Genomic DNA, 26,585 nt, shown 5'->3' with positions numbered 1-26,585 from the left:
CAGGGTAGTGCGCAGTTATGCGGGGTCGACGGTGCGGAAAAAAACGCCCGGCATTATAAGCATTTTTCAGCTGCAAGCGTCAGGGACCGCATGTCAGAACGGGTTATGAACGGATCTCATTATTTACCCTCCGTAAGTCACGGATTGCATTAGGGAAAACCACAGTGTTCGGATATTTTCGCAACGCCCGCCAGCGGTATTTGGGTGTCGACATCGGTTTACACGCGGTAAAAGTCGTCGAGTTGAGCCGTTCGCGCGGCACCTTCCAACTGGAGAGATATGGCATTGAGCCATTAGCTGCCGTGCTCATGGACGATCTGACCCGTGTCGATCCGAAAAGTGCCGCGCAGGCATTGGTAAAAGTGCTGGGCGCGGCTTCGGTGGTGGCACGTAATACGGTGGTGGCAGTCCCTGACACGCAGGTCATCTGTAAAAATCTTGAGTTGGATGCTGGCCTGAGTGAAGACGACCTGGAGCTTTACGTTCGCCTTGAGGCTGAGCAATACATTCCGTATGCACTGGATGAGGTCGCGCTGGATTTCGAGGTCATGGGCTGTGTCGAGAACAACCCTGAACGGTTGAACGTGCTGCTGGTGACGTGTCGTCAGCAGACGCTTGACTGGTACGAGGCGGTTTTGAGCCTCGCCGGGCTCAAGGCGCGGGTGATTGCTGTGCAAGCTCATGCTGTGGCCCGGGCGGTTGAGGCGTTAACGCCTTATGCGACAGGTTTGCAGGCGCCGGGGGCGGTGGCAGTGGTCGATTTTGCCCCCCATACGACGCTATTGAGCGTTGTGCAGCAGGGGCAGGTGCTTTATTCCCGAGAATTGCTGTTTGGTTGCGATGCGCTTGAGGATGAAGCATTCAACAGCATTGCGCTGCAACACATCAGACGCGGCCTTGAGCCGTTTGTCGAACCCCTTGCATCGCTCGTGCTGTCTGGCTCGGCGGCGTCACGCAGCGGCTTGAGTGAGTGGCTGGAGGCTCAACTTGGCGTGCATACGCAGGTCGCCAATCCGTTTGCGCTCATGAGTATTAATCCTTTGCTAACACCTCAAACCTTGCTTTGCGATGCTCCTATGTTGTTGACTGCCTGCGGTCTGGCCTTAAGGGGGTTTGATTAATGGCAAGAATCAACTTACTGCCGTGGCGCGCATTGTTGCGAGAAAAACGACGTAAGCGTTTTGTGATCGTATTGCTCGCGCTGTCAGCGATGGCAGTCGGTGGATTGTTTGTGATTGACCACTTTATTGACCGGGCGGTGGAGCGCCAGTTGGCGCGCAATGATTTGATCAGAAGTGCCATGGTGCAACTGGATGGTCGTGCTGAGCAGATCGATCAGTTGAAAGTGCGTCGAGAGCAGTTGCTCGAACGCATGCAGACCATAGAGACGCTTCAGGGCAATCGGTCTGACAGCGGAATCATTTTGGAGCAACTGGCGCGCAGCCTGCCCCAAGGCGTGTATTTCACTGATGTGAAAATGACTGACCAGACGCTCGTGATCACGGGGGTGGCTCAGTCCAATAAGCTTGTCGCGGAGCTGATGCGCAACCTCGATGCCTCGCACTGGCTCGAAACGCCCGTGCTGATTGACGTGCAAGCGGGGCCTGTCCATGCAGAGGGGCCGGAACGGTTATTTGAAATGACCGTGCGCCAAACCCGACATGTGCACAGCGGCGGCCAACTGTGAGCGCGGTCCAATGGCTGGCACGTTTGGGCCAATTCGAGCTGCGGGACCTGGACTTCGAGCGTGTGGGCTGGTGGTCGCTCAGATTTAAAACCCTGGTGGCGCTGCTCTTGGTGGGCGTGCTGCTGATCGTGGGTTATGGGTTGCAACTGCAATCACCGGTCAACCAGCTTGCCCAACAGCGCGAAGTCGAAGTCGCGCTGAAAACCGAATTTGCTACTAAAGCCGCCCAGGCAGCAGGTCTGGAAGCTTGGCTGATGCATCTGAGCGAGCTTGAAACGGCATTCAGTGATGTGTTGAAGCAACTGCCCGGTCAGGCTGAAGTGCCCGGCCTGCTGGATGAGGTGTCCCGTATTGGCCTGACCAGCGGCTTGTTGATCGAGCACATTCAGTGGTCGCCCGAGGTGCTTCAGCCGTTTTATGCCGAATTACCCTTAAAGATGGTGCTGGTCGGCGGTTATCACGAACTCGGACTTTTCGTCAGTAGCCTGGCGAGCCTGCCGCGCATCGTTACCCTGCACGACTTCGCCCTTGCGCCGCTCAATGAAACGGGTGACGGCCAACTGCGCATGACACTGTTGGCCAAGACCTACCGCACCCACGATCAAGGATTGATCCCATGAGTGTTGTCTTTCGGCTGTTTAGTCTTGGATTGATGGCAGCGCTGGCGGGCTGCGATGACGCGCAAAGCACTGCGCAATTGCACGCGTATTTGCAGGCGGCCCCGCAAAGCACGCCAGCCTTTATCGCGCCTGTTCCCAGCGTTGAGCCTGCCCGTGCGGTCGCTTATGAAGCGAGCGCGTTGCGCAGCCCTTTTCAGGTCGTGCGCGAAGGTGGCTCGGGCAGTTGGCAGGTCAGCCTTCTGGTGGCTGATGAGCTGGACATCGACCGGTCCCGGCAGTTTCTGGAGGGGCTGGATCTTGAGCAGTTCGAGATGGTCGGTACGTTTTCCAATGACCAGGGGGCCAGCGCCTTGCTGCGTGCTGACGGGATTGTCCATCGCTTGAAAGTCGGCGATTACCTGGGGCGCAATAACGGTCAGGTGGCCTTTATTGACCCCGCGCACGTTGAAGTGTTTGAAGTGATTTCAGATGGTCAGGGCGGTTGGCTGGAGCGCTCCCTGAGCATCCCTTTGAAACAGCAGTCTTAACGGATATACACCATGAAAAGGATTTTCCCGGTCTGCGGACTGGCGCTATGGAGTGCGCTGAATTCGCTGTCGGTGCTGGCTGTGGTCCAGCATTCGGCCCTTGTAAACCCAACCATTAGCGCGCCGAACCCGGTGTATACCGGGGAGAAAGTGTCGCTGAACTTCCAAGCCATTGAAGTGCGCACGGTGCTTCAGTTATTGGCAGATTTCACCCAATTTAACCTGGTGGTCAGCGACGCCGTGCAAGGCAGTATTACCCTCAACTTGCAGGATGTGCCGTGGGATCAGGCGCTGGACCTGGTGCTTAAAAGCAAAGACCTCGGCAAGCGTCTCGAAGGCAATGTGCTGCTGATTGCCCCGTCTGAAGAATTAGCCGCCCGAGAGCGATATGAATTGGAGGCGCGCAATCAATTGGCTGAACTGGCTCCTTTGCGGCGCGAGCTGGTGCAAGTCAATTACGCCAAAGCGGCAGACATCGCTAAGTTGTTCCAGTCCGTGACTGACGGCCAGACCAGCGAGGACGCGCGTGGCTCGATCACTGTCGACGAGCGCACCAACAACATCATCGCGTTCCAGTCTGGCGCGCAGCTGGACGAGTTGCGGCGCATCGTGGCGCAACTGGATGTGCCGGTACGTCAGGTGATGATCGAGGCCCGCATCGTGGAAGCGGGCGTCGACTTTGAGCGCAATCTGGGCGTGCGCTGGGGCGGTTCCTTGAACAAGGGGGGCAAATGGAGCGCAGGCGGTATTACCCAGGCAACTGGGGCGGGGGGTGAGGCCGGGAATATGAGTGCGCCTTTTGTCGACATGGGGGTCAAGGGCAATACCTCGGGGTTGGGCATCGCTTTTATCTCCAACAATGTCTTGCTGGACCTGGAACTGAGCGCGATGGAAAAAACCGGCAACGGTGAAATCATCTCTCAGCCCAAAGTGGTCACCTCCGACAAAGAAACAGCCAAAATCCTTAAAGGCACCGAAATTCCCTATCAAGAGTCCAGCTCCAGCGGTGCCACGTCGGTGTCGTTCAAGGAGGCCTCGCTGTCGCTGGAGGTGACACCGCAAATCACCCCGGACAGCAGCGTCATTATGGAGGTGGTGGTTACCAAGGATGAGCCGGATTACATGAACATGGTCAATAACGTGCCGCCGATCAAAAAGAACGAGGTGCAGGCCAAGGTGCTGGTCAAGGACGGCGAAACCATCGTAATCGGCGGTGTGTTCTCAAATACTCAAAGCAAAGTGGTAGATAAAGTGCCATTTTTGGGCGATCTGCCGTATGTTGGCCGACTTTTCCGTAATGACGCTGTCCTGGAAAAAAAATCCGAGCTGCTGGTGTTCCTGACTCCGCGTATCATGAACAACCAGGCGATTGCTGTGAGTCATTGATTCTGTGCGAAATTTGATTCTTGTTGGGCCTATGGGGGCTGGTAAAAGCACCATCGGACGTTTGCTGGCCAAAGAGCTGCACCTGCCGTTCAAAGATTCCGATAAGGAAATTGAAGTGCGCACCGGTGCCAATATCCCGTGGATCTTCGATAAAGAAGGCGAACCGGGTTTTCGTGATCGCGAGGCGGCAATGATTGCCGAACTCTGCGAGGCCGATGGCGTGGTGCTGGCGACCGGTGGGGGTGCCGTGATGCGGCCGGAAAACCGCAAATCGCTGCGGGCGGGCGGGCGGGTCGTGTATTTGCATGCCTCCGTCGAGCAGCAGGTCGCCCGCACCGCGCGCGACCGCAATCGGCCTTTGCTGCGCACCGCCAACCCGGAGAAAACCCTGCGTGACCTGCTGGCCGTGCGCGATCCGCTGTATCGGGAAATCGCCGACCTAGTGGTCGAAACCGATGAGCGGCCGCCGCGAATGGTCGTTTTGGATATTCTCGAGCGTCTGGCGCAGTTGCCTCCCCGCTGACTCTATTACTTGTAGTCGCTGTCAAGGCACGAAGGCTGCGAACGGGGGCGTAGCGCCCGCAAAACCTTAGTCCTCAGTACATCTGATTGACTGTGGTGCATTATTTGCGGCTGCTGCGCACCCGTTCGCAGCCTTCGTGCCTCGTCAGCGGCTACAGGCGATTAAAGTGCGCTACGAAATGCGTTATCCTCGGCGCCGACCATGCCCGTTCAGCGGTGTGGTCATCACTTGATAATTGCGAAGCAGGGCGCCAGCGCCCTCTTTCTACGCGGGGTTTCATGCAGACACTGAAGGTTGATCTAGGCGAGCGCAGCTACCCCATTCATATTGGCGAAGGTTTGTTGGATCAGCCGGAGTTGCTGGCCCCGCATATCGCCGGTCGCCAAGTGGCGATTGTGACCAATGAAACCGTCGCGCCACTCTATCTAGAGCGTCTGACCCGCAGCCTTGCGCAGTTCTCAGTGGTGCCGATCATCCTGCCGGACGGTGAATCGTTCAAAAACTGGGAAACCCTGCAACTGATTTTCGATGGCCTGCTCACTGCTCGCCACGATCGCCGTACTACCGTGGTCGCCCTGGGCGGCGGCGTGGTGGGGGACATGGCCGGTTTTGCAGCCGCCTGCTACCAGCGCGGTGTTGATTTTATTCAGGTGCCCACCACCTTGCTGTCCCAGGTGGACTCGTCGGTGGGCGGCAAAACCGGGATCAACCACCCGCTGGGTAAAAACATGGTCGGCGCGTTTTATCAGCCCAATCTGGTGCTGATTGATACCCAGACGCTCAATACCTTGCCTGCGCGTGAGTTGTCGGCAGGCCTGGCCGAAGTCATCAAATACGGGCTGATCTGCGATGAGCCGTTCCTGACCTGGCTTGAAGACAACATGGACGCCCTGCGCAGCCTTGACCAAGTAGCCCTGACGGCTGCGATTCATCGTTCATGCGAGGCCAAGGCCGAAGTAGTGGGCGCTGACGAGCGTGAGTCGGGCGTACGCGCCACACTCAATCTCGGCCATACTTTCGGTCATGCCATCGAAACCCATATGGGTTATGGCGTGTGGCTGCACGGCGAAGCGGTGGCAACGGGCACCGTGATGGCACTGGAGATGTCCGCACGTCTGGGCTGGATCAGCGAGGCTGAGCGTGACCGCGGGATCCGACTGTTCCAGCGCGCCGGCTTGCCGGTGGTGCCGCCTGTCGAGATGACCGAAGCCGATTTCATGCAACACATGGCAGTTGATAAAAAAGTGATCGACGGTCGTATGCGCCTGGTGCTGTTGCGTCGCATCGGTGAAGCCACAGTGACTGACGATTATCCACAAGAGGTTCTACAAGCCACGCTGGGTGCGGATTACCGCGCACTGGCTCAGCTTAAAGGTTAATAAGATCGCGATGACTAGTTTGCATGCCGACGAGGCGTTCCTCGGTCACTTCCAGCTCAATCACGACCCCTTCGCCCCTCGGGTGCCGGGCTTCAAGTTTTTCCCTGCGCAACGCAAACCGGTGCTGGGGCAGTTGCATCACCTTGCCCGTTACAGTCAGTTGTTGTTGGTGGTGACTGGCCCTGAGGGCAGTGGCAAGACCTTGTTGCGCCAGGCGTTGGTCGCGAGCACCAACAAGCAGTCGGTGCAGAGTGTGGTGGTATCGGCACGCGGTGCGGGCGATGCGGCGGGTATCTTGCGCCAGGTGGCGCAAACCCTGAACGTGGCACGGCCAGAAGTCGACGCGATTCTCAAGCAAGTGGTGCAATTGGCGCTCACCGGGCAAGAAGTCTACTTGCTGGTCGATGATGCCGAGCAACTCGACGAATCCGCTCTTGAAGCGCTGCTGGGGCTGGCGGCGGGTACGCCGGAAGGCCGCCCGCACGTATTCCTGTTCGGTGAGCCGTCAATGATTGCCGGGCTTGAACAGCTAAGCGCTGATGAAGAGCGCTTTCACGTGATCGAATTGCAGCCGTACACCGAAGAGGAAACCCGCGAGTATCTGGCTCAGCGCCTTGAAGGTGCAGGGCGCGGAATCGAACTCTTTAGCGCGCAGCAGATCTCAGATATACACGAGAGCTCCGAAGGCTGGCCTGGCATCATCAATCAGGTCGCCCGCGATGCAATGATCGAAGCCATGATTGCTAGCCGTTCAGCGGTCAAGCGTCCAAGTATGGGGTTCAAGATGCCGAAGAAACACGTATTGGCCATTGGTGCAGTAGTGGTAGTGGCTGTCGCCGCGGCCATTTTGATTCCAGGCCGCAGCAAGGCGCCAACCGCGCCGACAGCTGAACAAGGGCAATTACCGTTGGGTCAGGCTACGCCGAAGGTGGGTGCCAACCCGTCGATAGATTTCGCCGGATCTTCACAGCCAATGCCGCTGCCGCTGGTGGGCCAGTCGCAACCTGTGATGCGCGGGCCGCTGGCTGAAGAGGCAGGTGGCATTGCTGAAGGCGATGATGGTGCGGTGCCATCTGTCGGCGGCGTTGCTCAGCCACCCACTGTGACCACCACTGCGCCGCCGGTTGGCGTGCCAGCCGGTCCAACACCTGCGCCACGCCCAGCGCCAGCCGTTGCAGCCGCTAAACCTGCACCCGCGCCGGTTGCCAAGCCGGCTCCAGCCCCTGCGCCCAAGCCTGTGATCAAAGCGGCCGAGAAACCCGCCGAGAAGCCGGTCACTGTGGCCAAGGCCGCACCGGGTGGTAGCTGGTACGCCAGCCAGCCTGCCAGCAACTACGTGGTGCAGATCGTCGGCACCAGCTCCGAGGCGTCCGCTCAAAACGTGGCCAAAGAACTGGGCGGCGAAGCCCGTTACTTCAAGAAAACCTTGAATGGCAAGCCGCTGTACGTCGTCACTTATGGCAACTTCCCAAGCCATGCCGCAGCCACTGCGGCAATCAAGAACTTGCCAGCGAAGACTCAGGCTGGTAAACCTTGGCCTCGCACTGTCGCCAGCGTCCAACAAGAACTGGCAGCAGCTCGCTGATGCCCCGGCGGCCTTACCCAGGCCGCCGTTCTGACACATCAAAAATACTCGCACGAGCATGCGGCTTTTTAGCCGCGTGCTTTGTGGTGTCTGCGCCGTGTGGCGGTCAACATCAAAAATGTTTTGACTAGCACGAGCAATCGCTTTAAACCTTCATTAATGCGACATAAATTTACGGCCAGTCGCCGCTTAATTTGTGAGCCTCTGTGTCGGTGTGTAGAATGACCACCCTTTTGCTCCTGCCAAGCTGGCGTACGTTCAGCGCGGGAAGCAAGTGGTTGAATTAAAAGAAATTTGCCCTTTTTTGGGGCAGCCTGGTGAGAAAGTGTCTATGAAAGCAGGTCTGTACCACCCCGATGAATTCAAGGATAACTGTGGTTTCGGCCTGATTGCCCATATGCAGGGCGAACCCAGTCATACCCTATTGCAAACCGCCATTGAGGCCCTGACCTGCATGACCCACCGCGGTGGGATCAACGCAGACGGCAAGACCGGTGACGGTTGTGGCCTGCTGATTCAAAAGCCTGATCTGTTCTTGCGTGCAACCGCCAAAGAACACTTCGGCACCGATTTGCCTAAGCAATACGCGGTCGGCATGGTGTTTTTCAACCAGGACCCGATCAAGGCCGAAGCAGCCCGTACCCACATGAACCGCGAAATCCTCGCGGCGGGTCTGCAATTGGTCGGCTGGCGCAAAGTGCCGATTGATACCAGCGTGCTGGGTCGTCTGGCGCTGGAGCGTCTGCCGCAAATCGAACAAGTGTTCATCGCAGGTGAAGGCCTGAGCGATCAGGACATGGCGATCAAGCTGTTCAGCGCCCGTCGCCGCTCGTCGGTAGCCAACGCGGCCGACACGGATCACTACATCTGCAGCTTTTCTCACAAGACCATCATTTATAAAGGCCTGATGATGCCGGCGGACCTCACCGCCTTCTATCCAGACCTGAGCGATGAGCGCCTGCAAACCGCGATCTGCGTGTTCCACCAGCGCTTCTCCACCAACACCCTGCCGAAATGGCCGCTGGCTCAGCCATTCCGCTTTCTTGCCCACAACGGCGAGATCAACACCATTACCGGCAACCGCAACTGGGCACTGGCCCGTCGCACCAAGTTTGCCAATGACCTGATCGGCGACCTCGATGAGCTCGGCCCGCTGGTTAACCGCGTGGGTTCTGACTCCTCCAGCATGGACAACATGCTGGAGTTGATGGTCACCGGCGGCATCGACCTGTTCCGTGGCGTGCGCATGCTGATTCCACCTGCGTGGCAGAACGTTGAAACCATGGACCCCGATCTGCGGGCGTTCTATGAGTACAACTCCATGCACATGGAGCCGTGGGACGGCCCGGCGGGCGTGGTCATGACCGACGGTCGTTACGCGGTCTGCCTGCTCGACCGCAACGGCCTGCGCCCGGCGCGCTGGGTCACGACCACCAATGGCTACATCACCATCGCCTCTGAAATCGGCGTGTGGGATTACAAGCCTGAAGACGTAATCGCCAAAGGCCGTGTGGGCCCGGGGCAAATCCTCGCGGTCGACACGGAAACCGGCCAGGTGCTCGACACCGACTCCATCGATAATCGCTTGAAGTCGCGCCACCCTTATAAACAGTGGCTGCGCAAGAATGCCCTGCGCATTCAGGCCACCATCGAGGACAACGACCACGGTTCTGCGTTTTACGACGTCGATCAGCTCAAGCAATACATGAAGATGTACCAGGTCACGTTCGAAGAGCGCGATCAGGTGCTGCGTCCACTGGGCGAGCAGGGCTACGAAGCCGTGGGTTCGATGGGTGACGACACGCCAATGGCTGTGCTGTCCCAGCGTGTGCGCACGCCGTACGACTACTTCCGCCAGCAGTTCGCGCAGGTCACCAACCCGCCGATCGACCCGCTGCGTGAAGCCATCGTCATGTCGCTGGAAATTTGCCTCGGTGCCGAGCGCAACATCTTCCAGGAATCGCCGGAGCACGCCTCGCGCGTCATCCTCAGTTCGCCCGTGATCTCGCCTGCCAAATGGCGTTCGCTGATGAACCTCGATCTGCCGGGCTTTGAGCGTCAGATCATCGACCTCAACTACGACCAGTCGATTGGCCTTGAAGCCGCCGTGCGCAACATCGCCGATCAGGCCGAAGAAGCTGCGCGTGCTGGCCATAGCCAGATCGTGCTGACCGACCGTCATATCGCGCCGGGCAAGTTGCCGGTTCACGCTGCGCTGGCAGTCGGTGCTGTTCACCACCGCCTGACCGAAAAAGGCCTGCGTTGCGACAGCAACATCCTGGTAGAAACCGCTACGGCTCGCGACCCGCACCACTTTGCGGTCCTGATCGGTTTTGGCGCCTCGGCGGTGTACCCGTTCCTGGCCTATGAAGTGCTGGGTGACTTGATCCGCACCGGCGAAGTGCTGGGCGACCTTTACGAAGTGTTCAAAAACTACCGTAAGGGCATCACCAAGGGCCTGCTCAAGATCCTGTCGAAGATGGGCATCTCGACCATTGCCTCCTACCGCGGTGCGCAACTGTTCGAAGCCATCGGCTTGTCCGAAGAAGTGTGCAACCTGAGCTTCCGTGGTGTGCCAAGCCGCATCAAGGGCGCGCGTTTTGTCGACCTCGAAGCCGAGCAAAAGCTGCTGGCAGCCGAAGCCTGGAGCCCGCGCAAGGCCATTCAGCAAGGCGGCCTGCTCAAGTACGTGCACGGCGGCGAATACCACGCCTACAACCCGGACGTGGTCGCGACCCTGCAAGCGGCTGTGCAGCAGGGCGACTACAGCAAGTTCAAGGAATACACCGCGCTGGTCGACAAACGCCCGGTGTCGATGATCCGCGACTTGTTTCAGGTCAAAACCCTCGACACGCCATTGGCCATCGACGACATCGAACCGCTGGACTCGATCCTCAAGCGCTTTGACTCGGCCGGTATCTCGCTCGGCGCCCTGTCGCCAGAAGCGCACGAAGCCCTGGCCGAAGCCATGAACCGTTTGGGCGCCCGCTCCAACTCCGGTGAAGGTGGCGAAGACCCAGCGCGTTACGGCACTATCAAAAGCTCGAAAATCAAACAAGTGGCGACTGGCCGTTTCGGTGTGACCCCCGAATACCTGGTCAACGCCGAAGTGTTGCAAATCAAGGTTGCCCAAGGCGCCAAGCCGGGCGAGGGCGGACAACTGCCAGGCGGCAAGGTCAACGGTCTGATCGCCAAACTGCGTTACGCCGTACCCGGCGTGACCCTGATTTCGCCACCGCCGCACCACGACATCTACTCCATCGAAGACTTGTCGCAGCTGATTTTTGACCTCAAGCAGGTCAACCCTAAAGCGCTGGTCTCGGTCAAATTGGTGGCGGAAGCGGGCGTTGGCACCATCGCCGCTGGCGTGGCCAAGGCGTATGCCGACCTGATCACCATCTCCGGTTATGACGGCGGCACCGGCGCATCGCCCCTGACTTCGATCAAATACGCGGGCGCGCCGTGGGAGCTGGGTCTGGCTGAAACCCACCAGACCCTGCGCGGCAATGACCTGCGTGGCAAAGTGCGGGTGCAGACTGACGGCGGCCTGAAAACCGGCCTCGACGTGATCAAGGCGGCCATCCTGGGTGCTGAAAGCTTCGGCTTCGGCACCGCGCCAATGATCGCGCTGGGCTGCAAATACCTGCGCATTTGCCACCTCAACAACTGCGCGACCGGTGTGGCCACGCAAAACGAATCGCTGCGTAAAAACCACTACATCGGCACCGTCGACATGGTGGTCAACTTCTTCACCTACGTGGCCGAAGAAACCCGTGAATGGCTGGCCAAGCTGGGCGTGCGCAGCCTCGAAGAACTGATCGGTCGTACTGACTTGCTGGACATCCTGCAAGGCGAGACGGCCAAGCAGCACCACCTCGACCTGACGCCGTTGCTGGGCAGCGACCACATCCCGGCTGACAAGCCGCAGTTCTGCCAGGTTGACCGCAACCCGCCGTTCGACAAAGGCCTGCTGGCCGAGAAGATGGTTGAGATGGCCAGCTCGGCCATCAACGACCTGAGCGGTGCCGAGTTCGCGCTGGACATCTGCAACTGTGACCGTTCGATTGGTGCGCGTATCTCGGGTGAAATCGCCCGCGCTCACGGCAACCAAGGCATGGCCAAGGCGCCGATCACGTTCCGCTTCAAAGGCACTGCCGGTCAGAGCTTTGGTGTGTGGAACGCCGGTGGTTTGAACATGTACCTGCAAGGCGATGCCAACGACTACGTGGGCAAAGGTATGACCGGCGGCAAGCTGGTGATTGTGCCGCCTGCAGGCAGCGTCTACAAAACCCAGGACAGCGCGATTATTGGCAACACCTGTCTGTACGGCGCCACTGGCGGCAAGCTGTTCGCCGCGGGCACCGCAGGTGAGCGTTTCGCAGTGCGTAACTCCGGTGCTCACACCGTGGTTGAAGGCACTGGCGATCACTGCTGCGAATACATGACAGGCGGGTTCGTCTGCGTATTGGGCAAAACCGGTTACAACTTCGGCTCGGGCATGACCGGCGGTTTCGCCTACGTGCTGGATCAGGACAACACCTTCGTCGACAAGGTGAACCACGAATTGGTGGAGATCCAGCGTATCAGCGGCGAAGCGATGGAAGCCTATCGCAACCATCTGCAACACGTGCTGGACGAATACGTTGAGGAAACCAACAGCGAGTGGGGCCGTAATCTCGCGGAAAACCTCGATGATTATCTGCGTCGTTTCTGGATGGTCAAGCCTAAGGCTGCCAGCTTGAAAACGTTGCTATCCAGCATCCGTGCCAACCCGCAGTGATATGCGCCTGAAGAGTTTGATGAGGTTTTAACAATGGCTGAACGTCTGAGTAACGACTTCCAGTTCATCGATGTCGGGCGCAAAGATCCGAAGAAGAAACTGTTACGTCAACGCAAAAAAGAGTTCGTGGAAATCTACGAACCCTTCAAACCCCAGCAGTCGGCCGACCAGGCCCACCGCTGCCTGGGGTGCGGTAACCCGTACTGTGAATGGAAATGCCCTGTGCATAACTTCATTCCCAACTGGCTCAAGCTGGTGGCCGAGGGCAACATCCTCGCCGCCGCTGAACTGTCGCACCAAACCAACACCCTGCCCGAAGTGTGTGGCCGGGTGTGCCCGCAAGACCGGCTGTGCGAGGGTGCTTGCACCCTCAACGACGGTTTTGGCGCAGTGACCATCGGTTCGGTCGAGAAGTACATCACCGACACCGCCTTCGCCATGGGCTGGCGCCCGGACATGTCCAAAGTGGTGCCGACCGGCAAGCGCGTGGCGATCATCGGCGCCGGGCCTGCGGGCCTGGGCTGTGCTGACGTGCTGGTGCGTGGTGGAGTAACCCCGGTGGTCTTCGACAAAAACCCGGAAATCGGCGGTCTGCTGACCTTCGGCATCCCGGAGTTCAAACTCGAAAAAACCGTTCTGAGCCATCGTCGCGAAGTGTTTACCGGCATGGGTATCGAGTTCCGTCTCAATACCGAAATCGGCAAAGACATCAGCATGGAAGAACTGCTGGCCGAGTACGACGCGGTCTTCATGGGCATGGGCACCTACACCTACATGAAAGGTGGCTTTGCCGGTGAAGACTTGCCGGGCGTGCACGACGCGCTGGACTTCCTGATCGCCAACGTCAACCGCAACCTGGGCTTTGAAAAGTCGCCGGAAGACTTCGTCGACATGAAAGGCAAAAAGGTGGTGGTGCTCGGTGGTGGTGACACGGCCATGGACTGCAATCGGACGTCGATCCGTCAGGGCGCCAAATCGGTGACCTGTGCGTATCGTCGTGACGAAGCCAACATGCCCGGCTCGCGCAAAGAGGTGAAAAACGCCAAAGAAGAAGGCGTGAAATTCCTCTACAACCGTCAGCCGATTGCCATCGTGGGTGAAGGCAAGGTTCAAGGCGTGAAAGTGGTCGAGACCCGTCTCGGCGAGCCGGATGCCCGTGGCCGTCGCAGCCCTGAGCCGATTCCGGGTTCCGAAGAGATCATCCCGGCAGACGCCGTGATCATCGCGTTCGGTTTCCGTCCAAGCCCGGCTTCGTGGTTTGAGCAGTTCGACATCCAGACCGACAGCCAGGGCCGCGTGATTGCGCCTGAGCAGTCGCAGTTCAAGCACCAGACCAGCCACCCGAAGATTTTTGCCGGTGGTGACATGGTGCGCGGTTCTGACCTGGTAGTGACCGCGATCTTCGAAGGCCGCACGGCGGCAGAAGGGATCATGGATTACCTGGGCGTTTAACCTGACCCCTGTAGGAGCGAGCTTGCCTCGCGATCTTTTGATCGTTTAAAAGATCGCGAGACAAGCTCGCTCCTACAGCAAAAAGTGTGTCACCCCGCGTCAAATCGCCCCGATAGATAAAAGGCACGGCTCTTGCCGTGCCTTTTGCGTCCGTCTCTGAGAAAATGCCCCCACTTTTTTTCCGGATGCTGACATGACTGATCTCAAGAATGACCGTTTCCTTCGCGCTTTGCTCAAGCAACCCGTAGACGTAACGCCTGTCTGGATGATGCGTCAGGCCGGTCGCTACCTGCCGGAATACCGCGCCAGCCGCGCCAAGGCCGGTGATTTCATGAGCTTGTGCAAGAACGCCGAATTCGCCTGCGAAGTCACGATGCAGCCTCTGGACCGTTTCCCTCAGCTGGATGCGGCCATTTTGTTTTCCGACATCCTGACCATTCCCGATGCGATGGGCCAAGGCTTGTACTTCGAAACCGGCGAAGGTCCGCGTTTCAAAAAAGTCGTGAGCACGCTGGCGGACATCGAAGCGTTGCCGATCCCTGATCCACAAAAAGACCTTGGCTACGTGATGAACGCGGTCAGCACCATTCGCCGCGAACTCAATGGCCGTGTGCCGCTGATCGGCTTCTCGGGCAGCCCATGGACCCTGGCCACTTATATGGTGGAAGGCGGCTCGTCCAAAGACTTCCGCAAAACCAAGGCCATGCTCTACGACACCCCGCAAGCCATGCACTTGTTGCTCGACAAGCTGGCGCAGTCCGTGACTTCGTACCTGAACGGTCAGATCCTGGCGGGCGCTCAGGCCGTGCAGATTTTCGACACGTGGGGCGGCAACCTGTCATCGGCGGCGTATCAGGAATTCTCACTGGCTTACATGCGCAAAATCGTCAGCGGCCTGATCCGCGAGCACGAGGGCCGCAAGGTGCCGGTGATCCTGTTCACTAAAAACGGTGGCCTGTGGCTTGAAAGCATCGCCGACGCGGGTGCCGATGCGCTGGGTCTGGACTGGACGTGTGACCTGGGTGAAGCCCGCCGCCGCGTGGGCCACAAAGTGGCACTGCAAGGCAACATGGACCCCACCGTGCTGTACGCGAACCCGGAAGCCATCCGCACCGAGGTCAAACGCATTCTGGCCAGTTACGGCAAAGGTTCGGGCCATGTGTTCAACCTGGGTCACGGCATTACCCCGGAAGTGAAGCCTGAGCACGCCGGTGCGTTTATCAGCGCCGTACATGAGTTCTCGGGGCAATATCACGAGTAAGTGCAGTTTTACGAGTATCTATCGTTAGAGCGCCCGGCCAATGCCGGGCGTTTTTGTTTTAATTGTTTATAAATAAAGCAATTCAGATTTTCCCCGTATGTATTTAGGAATAATCCTACATATTAAGTTGTCGGAATAAATAAATCTTCCCACCCGATTGCGGGCAGTCATGAGTCTTTTAAAACTTATAGTCTGTCGCGTAGGAATTTTCTTAGTTTGCTGTAATTACCTGTGGTAGGGCTCTCTCTGTCATATCGCGTTGTTTATATCGCTGTGCGTTGAACAGAGAGCGCGAGTTTTATCTTTTTAAATAATAAATAGACCGAGGTTGTAAATGAATATTGCACTTTCAAAGCCGCGCAATCTGATGCTGTGCGCATCATCGCTGACGCTGATGGCGACCCTGTTTACGGCTCAACACGCAGCCGCTCACGGCTACATGAACTCACCGCCATCGCGGGCTTATGCTTGCCAGCAAGGGCTGAACATTGATTGCGGCCAAGCTCAGTATGAGCCGCAGACCGTCGGCGAAGCCCCTAAGGGGTTTCCTGAATTCGGTCCAGCCGACGGCAAGATCGCAAGTGGTGGCCATGCCAGCTTCGCGGCACTGGATGCCCAGTCTGCCAACCGTTGGCACCTGACTGAAATCAAGGATCACAACATCGAATTCAGTTGGTTCTATACCGCAGCCCACAAAAGTACTCGCTGGCAGTACTTCATCACCAAAAGCGGCTGGAACCCCAACCTGCCAATTTCTCGCGATAGCTTTGAGCTGACACCGTTCTGCCAGGTTGAAGGTGGCGGCGCAGTGCCTATCGACGGCGCAGCCGGTGGTAATGGCCAGGGCAAGGACAAACACAGCTGCTCGATCCCGTCAGACCGCAGTGGCCACCACCTTATTTTGGGTGTCTGGACAGTGGATGACACTGCCGCTTCGTTCTATGACGTCGTGGATGTCAACATCACCGCGCAGATTGCCGACCCGGATGGCTGGAAAAACGTCGGTTCGATTTCGCAAACCCAAACATTGCTGCCAGGTGACTCGGTCAAGGCTCGTGCCTTTACCGGCAGCTCCGAGAGCGCTGAATACAGCTTCGGTGTCGCCATTGAGAAGCCAGAAGAAGGCCAGCCAGCCAATTGGTCGTACAAACTGGCAAATGTCGTGAACGCGGCCAACAAGCCTTTGGTGCGTGCAGGCGTGCGTAATGAAAACGGAGACATTGAGCCAATCAAAGGCGCAAATACCTTCTACGCGAAAGCCGAAAGTGGCGTAACCCGCTACGAAATGCAGACCGTGATGGTTCCAGATCCGGGCGCTTATCTGCACCTGCATGATGTTGCGCCGGAGTACGTGCTGGAAAAAGGCCGTGGCACCGTTGGTTTAACCGTGATGACCAACAAAAACGTCACGCTGGAAGCGACAGTGTTCAACGCCGCCAACAAGCAAGTGGGTTACACCAAGCAAACCGTGAGCGCCACCACCGCACCTGTCAGCATTGCGGTGATCAGCGCGCCGGGCGAGCATTCCTTGAAGCTGATTGCGACCAGTCAAGATGGCCGTGAAAACTTCCAGGACCTCAAGTCGATCAACCTGACCGGTGAAGGCGGTGCTCAGGAATACGACTTTGTTTTCCCTGAAGGCATTGCGGGTTACAAGGCGGGCACGTTGGTGCTTCAACCTAAAAACGACAAAGTCTATGAGTGCCAGCCGTTCCCGAGTTCGGGCTACTGCATTCAATACAACATCAATGCCAATGGTTTCGAGCCGGGTGTCGGCGCGAGCTGGAACATGGCGTGGACTGAGAAGTAAGTCCGTGTGATCAAGGCTGGGTAATGCTTTTAATTTAATCGTTATCCACCGACAACTGTAGGAGCGAGCTTGTCTCGCGATCTTTTAAACAATTAAAAGATCGCGAGACAAGCTCGCTCCTACAGGGTTCGTTTTAACAGTGAGTAATTTTTTATTTATTAATGGCTTGCAGATGAAAAGGTTTTGAATAATTTTTTGGGTGCAATAACGCGCTACTTACCGCTCATTCTGAAGGTGCTGCTGTGGGGGGTATGTTTGGGGTATGGCGTGCATTTAGCCTGGCAAGAGGGGTTGTACCGCCAATCGCTGGTGGTTCCGGCCGTGGCACCTGCTCGTCCTGCTTCAGTACCTGCGCCTGATCCATTTGAACCGGATGCCATCGCAGCCGTGTTGGGCCTGCAACCTCAAGGTGCATTGGCAAGCAGCGCCGAGCCGTTGGAGCTGCGTGCCAGCCTCGTGTCCAGCCATGGCGCGTCGCAGGCGTTGCTGGTGGGCAGCCAGCAAGCGCGCTTTTACCGCGTCGGTGAACGGCTGCCGGGGGGCAGTGTGTTGCGTCGTATTGAGGTCTCGCACGTGGTGCTTTGGCGCAACAACCGCGAAGAGCGTCTGCTGCTCAAACCACCGGGCCGTCACCTGCTACCTGCCCGCCAAACGCCTGCTACACCGGCTCAGGCAACCTCCCTTTATCTGCGGCCCCTTGCCGAACAACCTTAGAGAAACATCATGACCAGGCCCAACGTGTTCGGCATCGGCCGTCTTTTAATGTGTGGTGTTGTGCTCAGTACAGCGCTATTGCAAAGCGATGTGCTGGCCGAGGAGCCGTATTGGCTGTTGGCGATGAAAGACGCCGAGCTGCGCGATGTCGTGCAGGAAATGTCATCGGTATTGGGCGCCACCATCGTGCTCGACCCAAGGGTGCAGGGTCGCATTACCGTTATGTCTGAAGCACCGCTGGACCGTGATGGCGTGCGTGAGCTGTTTTACGCGGTGCTGGATGCGCATGGTTTTGCCGTCGTCGATCAAGGTGATCGTTTATTGATCATTCCCGCTGCCGAGGCCAAAGCCCGCGCGGGCAATCCTGACGGGTCCGAGCAGGGCTTTGTCACGCAAGTCATCGAGCTCAATGCCAGCGTGGCGGCTGACGTGGCGGGGCTGCTGCGCCCCTTGGTGTCGACCAGCGGTTATGTCGGGCCTTCCGCCTCAGCCAATGCGCTGATCATTACCGACACCGCCTCCAATACCCGGCGTATTGCCGAACTGGTTCGCCAACTGGATGGCGGTACGCGACATGACTATTCGGTGGTCGAGCTACTGCATGCACAGGCCAGTGATGTCGCCAAAGTGATGCAGCAGTCACTGGACAAAAAAAGCACCGGGCCGAGCAGTCAGGTGATTGCCGATGCGTCGGCCAACCGGCTGGTGATTCTGGGCAATAAAGCGGTGCGTGAACGGTTTAGCAAACTGGCGCACTCGCTGGATACAAAGCCTGCCCGGCAGTCCGAAAACTCGCGGGTCATACGTCTTCGTCACAGTGACGCCAAGCAATTGGCCGAGGTGCTCGAAACCGTCGCCCAGGGCATGCAACAGGACGCCGCGTTGGCCGGTGCCACGCAAAAGGCCAGTGCCCGCGAGGTGATGGTGGCCGCCGATGAAAGCCAAAACGCTTTGGTGATCATGGCTGACCCGGCGAAAGTGCGTAGCCTGGAAAACATCTTGCGCCAGCTTGATCAGCCGCGCTCACAAGTGTTGATCCATGCCGCCATCGTCGAAATCTCCGGCGACATTGTCGATACCCTCGGCGTGCAATGGGGGGTGAACAGGGGCAGCGTTCAAGGCGCTATCAACTTCCCGGGCACCAATATCCAGGTCGGCGCACTCTCGGGGCCTAATCCCGCGCTGCCCGAAGGTGCTGTGCTGCAACTGGGCGGTGACCGCTTCAATGCGTTGATCTCGGCGCTGGCCAGTGACACCAACAACAACGTGCTGTCCACGCCCAGCTTGCTGACGCTGGACAATCAGGAAGCCGAGATTCTGGTGGGGCAAAACGTGCCCTTCAAGACCGGCTCCTACACCGGCACGGGCGAAAGCTCGCAAAACCCGTTCACCACGGTGACCCGCCAGGACATCGGCATCAGCCTCAAAATCAAGCCGCACATCAATGACGGCAGCTCGTTGCGCCTGGAGGTGGAGCAAGAAAACTCCGAACTGGCCCCTTCACTGCAAGGGGTGGACTCTTCCGACCTGATCACCAACAAACGCGCTCTCAAGAGCACCATCCTTGCGGAAGATGGCGAAATCATTGTCATCGGCGGCTTGATCAAAGACAGCGTGCGCACCCAGGTCAGCGGTGTGCCTTTGCTGCGTGACATTCCTTACTTGGGCGCGCTGTTTCGCTGGAGCAAAGACACCCACACCAAAACCAACCTAATGGTGTTTTTGCGCCCAACCATTGTGCGCAGCAAAAACGATATTCGCGAGATCAGCGAAGACCGCTACAACGCGTTGCGCAACCTTAGCCAACCGTCGTCCAAAGACAGCAACTCGCTGTTGCTGCCCAGTGACCCGCACCAAATGTTTGACGGCAACCTGCAAGACCCGGATGCCGTTGACCTGCGCCGCCCCAAAGCAGCCCGTCCATGAGCCTGTCGCCGGTGCGCTTGCCCTACAGCTTTGCTCGACGTTTCGGGGTGCTGCTGGACACCGCGACCCAGCCTGCGAGCCTGTTGATACGCAGCGACACGCCGTTGACCGTGCTGGCCGAAGTACAGCGCTGGGCGGGTGTTGAAATGCGGCTGCAACGCGTACCGGATGCACAGTTCAACGAGCGCCTGACCAGCAGCTACAGCGCCGGGCAAAGCGCCGCCGAGCAAGTGGCGCAGGGGCTGGACAGCGAACTCGACCTGATGAGCGTGGCCGAACAGGTGCCGCAAACCGCCGACTTGCTGGAGCAGGAGGGCGACGCGCCGATCATTCGTTTGATCAACGCGCTGCTGCGTGAAGCCATGCGTGAAAAAGCCTCGGATGTGCACCTGGAAACCTTCGAGCACTACTTGTCGGTGCGCATGCGCATCGACGGCCAACTGCGCGAAGTGCTGCGACCAAAACGCGAACTGGCGAACTTGCTGGTATCGCGGATCAAAGTCATGGCGCGGCTGGACATCGCCGAAAAACGCGTGCCGCAAGACGGCCGCATCAGCCTGCGGCTGGCCGGGCATGAAGTCGATGTACGCGTCTCGACCTTGCCGTCAGCGCATGGCGAGCGCGTGGTGATGCGCCTGCTCGACAAACAGGCCGGGCGCCTCGACCTGGAATGCCTGGGCATGCCCGCGTCAACCCTGAGCCGCTTTGAACACATACTGGCCCGGCCCCACGGGATTTTTCTGGTCACCGGGCCCACCGGCTCGGGCAAAACCACCAGTCTGTATGCCGCGCTCAGCCACCTCAACGCCCCGACCCGCAACATCCTGACCGTCGAAGACCCGGTGGAATACCACCTGCCCGGCATCGGCCAAACGCCGGTCAACAGCAAGGCCAACATGACCTTCGCCCGTGGCTTGCGGGCGATTTTGCGGCAGGACCCGGACGTGGTCATGGTCGGTGAAATCCGCGACCACGAAACCGCTGAAATCGCCGTACAAGCCTCGCTCACCGGGCACTTGGTGCTGTCGACCCTGCACACCAACAGTGCGGTGGGCGCGGTCACTCGTCTGGTCGACATGGGCGTCGATGCCTACCTGCTGGCGTCTTCGCTGGTCGGCGTGCTGGCCCAACGCTTATTGCGCACCCTGTGCGCCGACTGCAAAACCCCTTATCGCGCCGACCCGCAGCAATGCCAGCGGCTGGGGCTCGATCCACAGGCTGACGTCACCTTGTACCAGCCGCAGGGCTGTCGCCATTGCCAGCAGGGTTATCGCGGGCGCACCGGGATTTATGAACTGGTCGGCATCACCCCGGCACTGGCAGAACTGATTCATCAGGGGGCCAGCGAGCCGGACCTGATCCGTGAGGCGCGCGAACACGCCCCCAGTTTGTTTCAGGACGGCCAACGTCTGGTGCTCCAAGGCCTGACCAGCTTTGACGAACTGCTGCGCGTGACCCTGGAGGACTGAGCATGCCGACCTTTGAGTACCGGGCGCAGGGCGCCAATGGGCGTAACTGCCGAGGCCAGCAAGAAGCCGACAATGCGCGGCATGCGCGGCAGCTATTGCGCGAGCGCGGTTTGCGCCCGACCCAGTTGAACGAAGCCAGAAAAAACCGTGCGGCGCGCACGCGCGGGCGGCTGGGTGTCACCGATCTGGCCCTTGTCACGCGGCAATTGTCGACCTTGATCCATGCCGGTTTACCCCTTGAAGAAGCCTTGGGCGCGGTGGCAGCGCAGAGTGCCAAGCGACACGTGAGCAACGTGTTGCTCGCCGTGCGCAACCGCGTCACCGAAGGCCATGCCTTGGCGACGGCGCTGTCAGCGTTCCCTCGGGCCTTCCCGGAACTGTTTCGCGCCACCGTGGCGGCGGGCGAGCGCAGTGGCCATTTGGGGCATGTGCTCGTACAGCTCGCCGACTACACCGAAGCCCGTCATGCCTCGCGCCAGAAGATCCAGTTGGCACTGGTTTACCCGCTGATTCTGTTAATTGCCTCGTTCGCCATCGTCGGCTTTCTGCTGGGCTACGTGGTGCCGGACGTGGTCAAAATCTTTGTGAACAGCGGCCAGCCGCTGCCCGCGCTGACTCAGGTGCTGATCGCCCTGAGCACGGGTTTGCGTCACTACGGCTGGCTGTTGTTGCTGCTGTTGCTCGCCGTCACGGGTGCGGCGCGCTGGGCATTGCAGCAGCCTGCCTTGAAACTGCGCTGGCATGCGCTGCTGCTCAACCTGCCCATGGTTGGCGGGGTCTTGCGGGCGATGGAGGCTGCACGATTTGCCAGCACCTTGTCGATTCTGGGCAAGAGCGCCGTGCCGCTGGTGGATGCCCTGGAAATCTCGGCCACGGTGATCGCCAACCTCGCTATTCGCCAACGCATGCTCGATGTCGCGCGCACCGTTCGTGAAGGCGCAACGCTGGCCCGTGGGCTGGAACGCAGCGGTGACATCCCACCGATGATGCTGCACCTGATTGCCAGCGGCGAACGTGCCGGTGAGCTGGACAGCATGCTGGCGCGGGCTGCCGAGCAGCAGGAAAAAACCCTCGCAGCGCGCATTGCGCTGGTGGTGAGTTTGTTTGAACCAATCATGTTGGTACTGATGGGCGGCGTGGTTTTGCTGATCGTCATGGCCATCTTGTTGCCGATTCTTAGCCTCAATCAACTGGTGAATTGACCGATGAATACCCTTCGAACATCAACTCAACGTGGCTTTACCCTGATTGAAATCATGGTGGTGGTCGTCATCATCGGCGTGCTGGGCGCCATTGTCGTGCCGCAGTTCATGAGCCGCCCCGACCAGGCCAAAGTCACTGCTGCGCACACCGACATTCAGGCCATCAGCACTGCGCTGGAAATGTACCGCCTCGACACCTTCAACTACCCCTCTACCCAGCAAGGCCTTGAGGCGCTGGTCAGCCGCCCGTCCGGCACGCCGGTGGCGAAAAACTGGAACCCGCAGGGCTACCTCAAAAACGTGCCGGTCGACCCTTGGGGCACGCCGTATCAATACCTCAATCCGGGGACCCACTCGGCGGGTTATGACCTGTTTTCGTTGGGGTCAGATGGTGTGCTTGGCGGTGAAGAGCATGCCGCTGACATTGGCAACTGGAGCAACTGAGGCATGCGTTATTCATCGCTGGGCTTCACCTTGATCGAGCTGATGGTCGTGATGGTGCTGATCGGCGTGCTGGTCTCAATGGTGCATATCAGCCTGGGTGACAACCGCGCCCGTGATGCGCAACAAGAAGCCCGGGCCATGCTCGCCTTGATGCAAGGGCTGCGCGAGAAGGCGGTGCTGGACGGGCAGGAATACGGCCTGCGGCTGGAGCCCGAAGCCTACCAGCAGATGCGTCTGCAAGGGGCGACCTGGCAGGCCGTCGAGGCGCCGGTAAAACTGTCCGCCGGTGTGCTGCTGACTCTGGTGTTGGAGGGGCGTGTGCACAGCCTTGCCGCAGGCGAACAGATCCCACAGTTGCTGTGGCTCAGCAGTGATGAAAACACCCCCTTTGCCTTGCACTTCGACAGCCCGCCGCTGCGCTGGCAGAGCCTGTACAGCGATGGCCTTGGCAACCCGCTGCTCGAAGCGTCCGAGGTCACCGATGCGTACTGAAAAAGGCTTTACCTTGCTGGAAGTCATGATCGCCCTGGCCGTGTTCGCGACCTTGGCGGCGGCTGTCATGTCTGCCAGCCAATACGTATTGAGGCAAAGCGCACGGGTCGAAGCCCGACTGCTGGCAGGTTGGTTAGCAGACAATCATCTGAGTGAACTGCACCTTCAAAGCGCTACTTTGGCCATAGGATCGAAAACACTCACGCAGCGTTTTGCTCAACGCGAGTGGCGTCTGGTTCAACGCATCGTCAGCGAGCCCGACACGGGCCTGTTACGGGTAGAACTGAGCGTCAGCCCGGCGGGCAGTGATCCGGCCTTGCTCAGCGTGACGCACTGGCTGGCGCGCAGTCATGACTAAGCCGCAAGCGGGTTTTACGTTGCTCGAACTGGTGATCGCCATCGCCATTTTTGCCTTGCTGGGAGTGGCTTGCTGGCGGCTGTTTGATGGCGTGCTGCGCGCCGAACGCAGCAGCAGCGCCCACGAGCAGACCTTGCGCGGCTTGCAGCGCGCCGTGGCCCTGATCGAGCGCGATGCATTGCACCTGCACACCTCGGCCAAGCTTCCCGGGCTGGCGCTTTACCCCAACCAACTCAACGTGCGCCGCGCCAACTGGCGCAACCCGCTGGGCCAGCCGCGCAGCGAACTGCAAGACGTCAGTTACAAGCTGGAAAACGGTGTGCTTTGGCGCTACAGCCAGGGCCTTGAAGGCGGCGAACTGCAAAAACAAAAACTGCTCACAGACGTGCGCGATCTGCGCTGGCGGCTGTACGACCGCAACCTGGGCTGGCGCATCGATTGGCCGAGCGGCAAAGCGGCCCCCAAAGGGATGCCCCAAGCCCTTGAAATGCAGTTCTCAGCGGGCCGATTTGAACAGCTTCGCCGCGTGATTCTGCTGCCGGAGGGCGAGTGATGCGCAAGGGGCAGCAAGGCATTGCATTGCTCACCGTGCTGCTGGTGATGAGCCTTGCGCTGCTGGTGACCGCAGGCATGTTGCGCAACCACCGTCTGGCCCTGCACAGCAGCGCTCAGCAACTCCATCAACTGCAATTGCGCCAATGGGCGTTTGCCGGGGAAGCCTGGGCGCGAGAGCGTTTGTACACGCTGTTGCCTGACCCCAAATTGCCCGTTGCAGCAGGCCAGGCCTGGGCCAAAGGTCGGCCCGAATGGCTGATCGACAACGGCCACATCGAGGTCGAAATCGAAGACTTGGCCGCCCGTTTCAACGTCAGCACCTTGCTCACTCAAGGCGCTGTCGACGAGGTGCTGAAACAGCGTTGGTTGCGCCTGCAAACCCAGCTTGAGCTGCCACCCGTAGACGCCAGCGCGCTGCAAGGCCTGAACCTGAGTGACATCAGCCAATTGCGTCGGGTACCGGGTGCCGACGCCCGCTGGTACGCACGCATGCATCCCTGGATCGCCCTGCTGGGCAAAGACGCGACGCTCAACATCAACACCGCTTCCTCCACGTTGCTCGCCACCCTCGAAGGCGTCACACCAAGCATGGCTCATCGCTTGCTGAGCGAGCGGCCGTTGCAGGGGTTCGCCAGCGTCGAGGACTTCACCTTCACCCCGGCGCTGATCGGCCTGGGGCTTCAAGCGGCCGGGTTGGGCACTGGCAGCCGCTGGTTTCGCATCACCACCCGCGTACGTGTGGGGCAAAGCCGCTTGCGCCTCGAAAGCGACATGGCCCGCGACCTCAAAACCGGCCGATGGCACCTTCTACAACGGCGCTTTTTAGCCCCTGAACACAGCGAAGCTTCTTGATGAACAGCCGGCTTTATCTCACCTCGCACAGCGATACGCGGGTCTACCTGTGGCACGACGAAAAAACCGCCTACGAAACCTCACTGAACGAGGCCGCCGAGGCCCTGGGCGCGCGCGATGTGCAACTGATTCTGCCCATGGAAATGTGCAGTTGGCTGCTGACCGAGCCCTGGCCGGGCAGGCGCCGACCGAGCGTTCAGGCCTTGGCCTTTGCAGTGGAAGATCAACTGGCGGATGACCTTGATGACCTGCACATCGCCGTCGGCCCCATGGATGCACAGCGGCGCTACCCGTTGCTAGTGATTAACCGTCAGCACTTCAAAAATATCTTGGCGCAGTTGCAGGCGCGCGGCTTGAACATCGTCAGCGTGCACGTGGACGCCGACCTGTTGCCCCGCGAGCAACCGAGCATTGCAGAGTGGGACGGGCGTTGGTTGGCAGGCGGCGCGCTGGACCTGCGGCTGGCGTTAACCCTTCAGGCGCTGGACGCCCTGAAAGACGGGCCGCTCGGTACAGCGGTTGAGCAAACGTTTGATCTCAGTGCCGCGCCGCCTGATGCCATCAACCTGCTGCAAGGCGAGTTTCGGCGCACCTCGCAGGGTCTGCCTTGGCGAGGTTTCAGTGTTGCCGCCTTACTGATCGTTGCCCTGGCCGTGGGGGCGAGCCATCTGCGCAGCAGCTTCCTTGAGAGCGAGGCGGCGCGGATTTATGCCCTGAGCGAACAGCGTTTTAAAGCGCTGTACCCGGAGCACACCCGCATCGTCGATTTGTCTGCGCAACTCAACGCCCTGCAGCAGCAAGGCGCAGCCCGGCAAAACGGGCACATGGCGCGCTTGCTTCAGTTAACCCAGCACGTGATCGGTGCCAGCAGCGTGGACGTGCAACGCATGGAATGGCGCGCCGCCGTCGGCTGGACCTTAACCATCACCGCCAACAACTTTGCCGAGCTTGAGCAACTGCGCGAGCGAGGCTTGCAAAGCGCACTGCCGATCACCTTGGGCAACGCCAGCCAGCAGGGCAACCGGGTGCAGGCTTTACTCACCCTGGAGGACGCTTTATGAAGGCCCGTGTGCGTGAGCGCTGGCTGCAACTGCCACGCCGTGATCGCCAATTGTGTGGGGTGCTCGCGGTATTTCTGTTGGCTGTCTTTGGCTTCTACGGGGTGTGGCAGCCTGCGCAGCAACGGCTGGCCGTGGCGCAAACGCTGTATGCCCAACGCGTTGCACAAGCGGCAGAGGTACAGCGAGCGCAGCCCACGCGAGCGACCCGGGTTTACACGCAACCCTTGAGCAGCCGCCTCAGCGAAAGCGCCGCGAGTGCGGGGCTGACTGTGCAGCAGTTTGACGTGGACACGCAGAGGTTGCGCATCAGCTTGAGCGGCAATGCCCTGACGGTACTGGAGTGGCTTAATCGCATCGAGCAAGAAGGCGCCGAATTCGAGAGCCTGAGCCTGGAAAAAAGCGCTCAGGTTCTGCACGTGCAACTACAGATCAATAACCCATAACCTCTGTAGCCGCTGCCGCAGGCTGCGATAAGGACCGAAGGGCCTTCGCTTTAAAGCAG

At 59.2% G+C, this 26,585-nt stretch carries 23 protein-coding genes; all 23 read left to right on the top strand.

Annotated features, from left to right (window positions below; translation table 11 throughout):
- Window positions 1-164: 164 nt before the first annotated feature.
- The 23 genes from pilM (at window position 165) to gspM (ending at window position 26,526) form a co-directional block, all read left to right on the top strand.
- The gene (gene pilM, locus RHM56_RS21280; protein ID WP_322235815.1) at window positions 165-1,121 is read left to right on the top strand and encodes a type IV pilus assembly protein PilM; all 957 of its coding nucleotides are present in this window, start codon (window positions 165-167) and stop codon (window positions 1,119-1,121) included.
- Complete coding sequence (locus tag RHM56_RS21275; protein ID WP_322235813.1) at window positions 1,121-1,687, top strand: PilN domain-containing protein; 567 nt, start codon at window positions 1,121-1,123, stop codon at window positions 1,685-1,687. The genes pilM and RHM56_RS21275 overlap by 1 nt, the downstream gene beginning before the upstream one ends.
- Window positions 1,684-2,307 carry a type 4a pilus biogenesis protein PilO gene (locus tag RHM56_RS21270; RefSeq protein ID WP_322235811.1) on the top strand — a complete coding sequence of 208 codons (624 nt, stop codon included), beginning with the start codon at window positions 1,684-1,686 and terminating at the stop codon, window positions 2,305-2,307. The genes RHM56_RS21275 and RHM56_RS21270 overlap by 4 nt, the downstream gene beginning before the upstream one ends.
- Window positions 2,304-2,834 (top strand): pilus assembly protein PilP, encoded by a 531-nt coding sequence (locus RHM56_RS21265; RefSeq protein ID WP_322235809.1) that lies wholly within the window; start codon window positions 2,304-2,306, stop codon window positions 2,832-2,834. The genes RHM56_RS21270 and RHM56_RS21265 overlap by 4 nt, the downstream gene beginning before the upstream one ends.
- 12 nt (window positions 2,835-2,846) lie before the next feature.
- Window positions 2,847-4,220, top strand: coding sequence for a type IV pilus secretin PilQ family protein (locus RHM56_RS21260; RefSeq protein ID WP_322235807.1), 1,374 nt, complete (start codon window positions 2,847-2,849; stop codon window positions 4,218-4,220).
- A 4-nt stretch (window positions 4,221-4,224) separates the two neighbouring features.
- A complete protein-coding gene (gene aroK / locus RHM56_RS21255) occupies window positions 4,225-4,743 on the top strand; it encodes a shikimate kinase AroK (protein WP_322235805.1) in 519 nt (172 codons plus the stop codon).
- A gap of 278 nt (window positions 4,744-5,021) precedes the next feature.
- Window positions 5,022-6,122, top strand: a complete 1,101-nt coding sequence (gene aroB, locus RHM56_RS21250) for a 3-dehydroquinate synthase (protein WP_322235803.1) — start codon at window positions 5,022-5,024, stop codon at window positions 6,120-6,122.
- A gap of 10 nt (window positions 6,123-6,132) precedes the next feature.
- Window positions 6,133-7,707 (top strand): AAA family ATPase, encoded by a 1,575-nt coding sequence (locus RHM56_RS21245; RefSeq protein ID WP_322235801.1) that lies wholly within the window; start codon window positions 6,133-6,135, stop codon window positions 7,705-7,707.
- Window positions 7,708-8,038: 331 nt separating this feature from the next.
- The gene (gene gltB, locus RHM56_RS21240) at window positions 8,039-12,487 is read left to right on the top strand and encodes a glutamate synthase large subunit (protein ID WP_322235799.1); all 4,449 of its coding nucleotides are present in this window, start codon (window positions 8,039-8,041) and stop codon (window positions 12,485-12,487) included.
- A 33-nt stretch (window positions 12,488-12,520) separates the two neighbouring features.
- On the top strand, window positions 12,521-13,939 hold the full coding sequence (locus RHM56_RS21235; RefSeq protein WP_322235797.1) for an FAD-dependent oxidoreductase: 1,419 nt from the start codon (window positions 12,521-12,523) through the stop codon (window positions 13,937-13,939).
- Between the two features lie 193 nt (window positions 13,940-14,132).
- Entirely contained in the window at window positions 14,133-15,200 is a 1,068-nt protein-coding gene (gene hemE, locus RHM56_RS21230) for a uroporphyrinogen decarboxylase (protein WP_322235795.1), read from the top strand.
- Window positions 15,201-15,534: 334 nt separating this feature from the next.
- Complete coding sequence (gene gbpA / locus RHM56_RS21225) at window positions 15,535-17,010, top strand: N-acetylglucosamine-binding protein GbpA (protein WP_322235793.1); 1,476 nt, start codon at window positions 15,535-15,537, stop codon at window positions 17,008-17,010.
- Between the two features lie 183 nt (window positions 17,011-17,193).
- Complete coding sequence (locus RHM56_RS21220; RefSeq protein ID WP_322235791.1) at window positions 17,194-17,724, top strand: type II secretion system protein N; 531 nt, start codon at window positions 17,194-17,196, stop codon at window positions 17,722-17,724.
- A gap of 9 nt (window positions 17,725-17,733) precedes the next feature.
- Window positions 17,734-19,650 carry a type II secretion system secretin GspD gene (gene gspD, locus RHM56_RS21215; RefSeq protein WP_416194868.1) on the top strand — a complete coding sequence of 639 codons (1,917 nt, stop codon included), beginning with the start codon at window positions 17,734-17,736 and terminating at the stop codon, window positions 19,648-19,650.
- The gene (gspE, locus tag RHM56_RS21210) at window positions 19,647-21,119 is read left to right on the top strand and encodes a type II secretion system ATPase GspE (RefSeq protein ID WP_322235789.1); all 1,473 of its coding nucleotides are present in this window, start codon (window positions 19,647-19,649) and stop codon (window positions 21,117-21,119) included. The genes gspD and gspE overlap by 4 nt, the downstream gene beginning before the upstream one ends.
- A gap of 2 nt (window positions 21,120-21,121) precedes the next feature.
- Window positions 21,122-22,321: a type II secretion system inner membrane protein GspF gene (gene gspF, locus RHM56_RS21205; protein WP_322235787.1), complete on the top strand. Its 1,200-nt coding sequence runs from the start codon at window positions 21,122-21,124 to the stop codon at window positions 22,319-22,321.
- A 3-nt stretch (window positions 22,322-22,324) separates the two neighbouring features.
- The gene (gene gspG, locus RHM56_RS21200) at window positions 22,325-22,765 is read left to right on the top strand and encodes a type II secretion system major pseudopilin GspG (RefSeq protein ID WP_322235785.1); all 441 of its coding nucleotides are present in this window, start codon (window positions 22,325-22,327) and stop codon (window positions 22,763-22,765) included.
- Window positions 22,766-22,768: 3 nt separating this feature from the next.
- Window positions 22,769-23,257: a type II secretion system minor pseudopilin GspH gene (gene gspH / locus RHM56_RS21195; protein ID WP_322235783.1), complete on the top strand. Its 489-nt coding sequence runs from the start codon at window positions 22,769-22,771 to the stop codon at window positions 23,255-23,257.
- The gene (gene gspI, locus RHM56_RS21190; protein ID WP_322235781.1) at window positions 23,247-23,615 is read left to right on the top strand and encodes a type II secretion system minor pseudopilin GspI; all 369 of its coding nucleotides are present in this window, start codon (window positions 23,247-23,249) and stop codon (window positions 23,613-23,615) included. The genes gspH and gspI overlap by 11 nt, the downstream gene beginning before the upstream one ends.
- A complete protein-coding gene (locus RHM56_RS21185) occupies window positions 23,608-24,168 on the top strand; it encodes a type II secretion system protein GspJ (protein ID WP_322235779.1) in 561 nt (186 codons plus the stop codon). The genes gspI and RHM56_RS21185 overlap by 8 nt, the downstream gene beginning before the upstream one ends.
- Window positions 24,168-25,022 (top strand): type II secretion system protein GspK, encoded by an 855-nt coding sequence (locus RHM56_RS21180; protein ID WP_322235777.1) that lies wholly within the window; start codon window positions 24,168-24,170, stop codon window positions 25,020-25,022. Before RHM56_RS21185 ends, RHM56_RS21180 begins: the two co-directional genes overlap by 1 nt.
- Window positions 25,022-26,083, top strand: coding sequence for a type II secretion system protein GspL (gene gspL, locus RHM56_RS21175; protein ID WP_322235775.1), 1,062 nt, complete (start codon window positions 25,022-25,024; stop codon window positions 26,081-26,083). Before RHM56_RS21180 ends, gspL begins: the two co-directional genes overlap by 1 nt.
- Window positions 26,080-26,526 (top strand): type II secretion system protein GspM, encoded by a 447-nt coding sequence (gene gspM, locus RHM56_RS21170; RefSeq protein ID WP_322235773.1) that lies wholly within the window; start codon window positions 26,080-26,082, stop codon window positions 26,524-26,526. The genes gspL and gspM overlap by 4 nt, the downstream gene beginning before the upstream one ends.
- Window positions 26,527-26,585 lie beyond the last annotated feature (59 nt).

This window comes from Pseudomonas sp. CCC3.1 (assembly GCF_034347405.1).
GTDB lineage: Bacteria > Pseudomonadota > Gammaproteobacteria > Pseudomonadales > Pseudomonadaceae > Aquipseudomonas.
The sequence above is the reverse complement of the archived record's forward strand: the minus strand, read 5'-3'. Positions and strand labels throughout refer to the sequence as shown.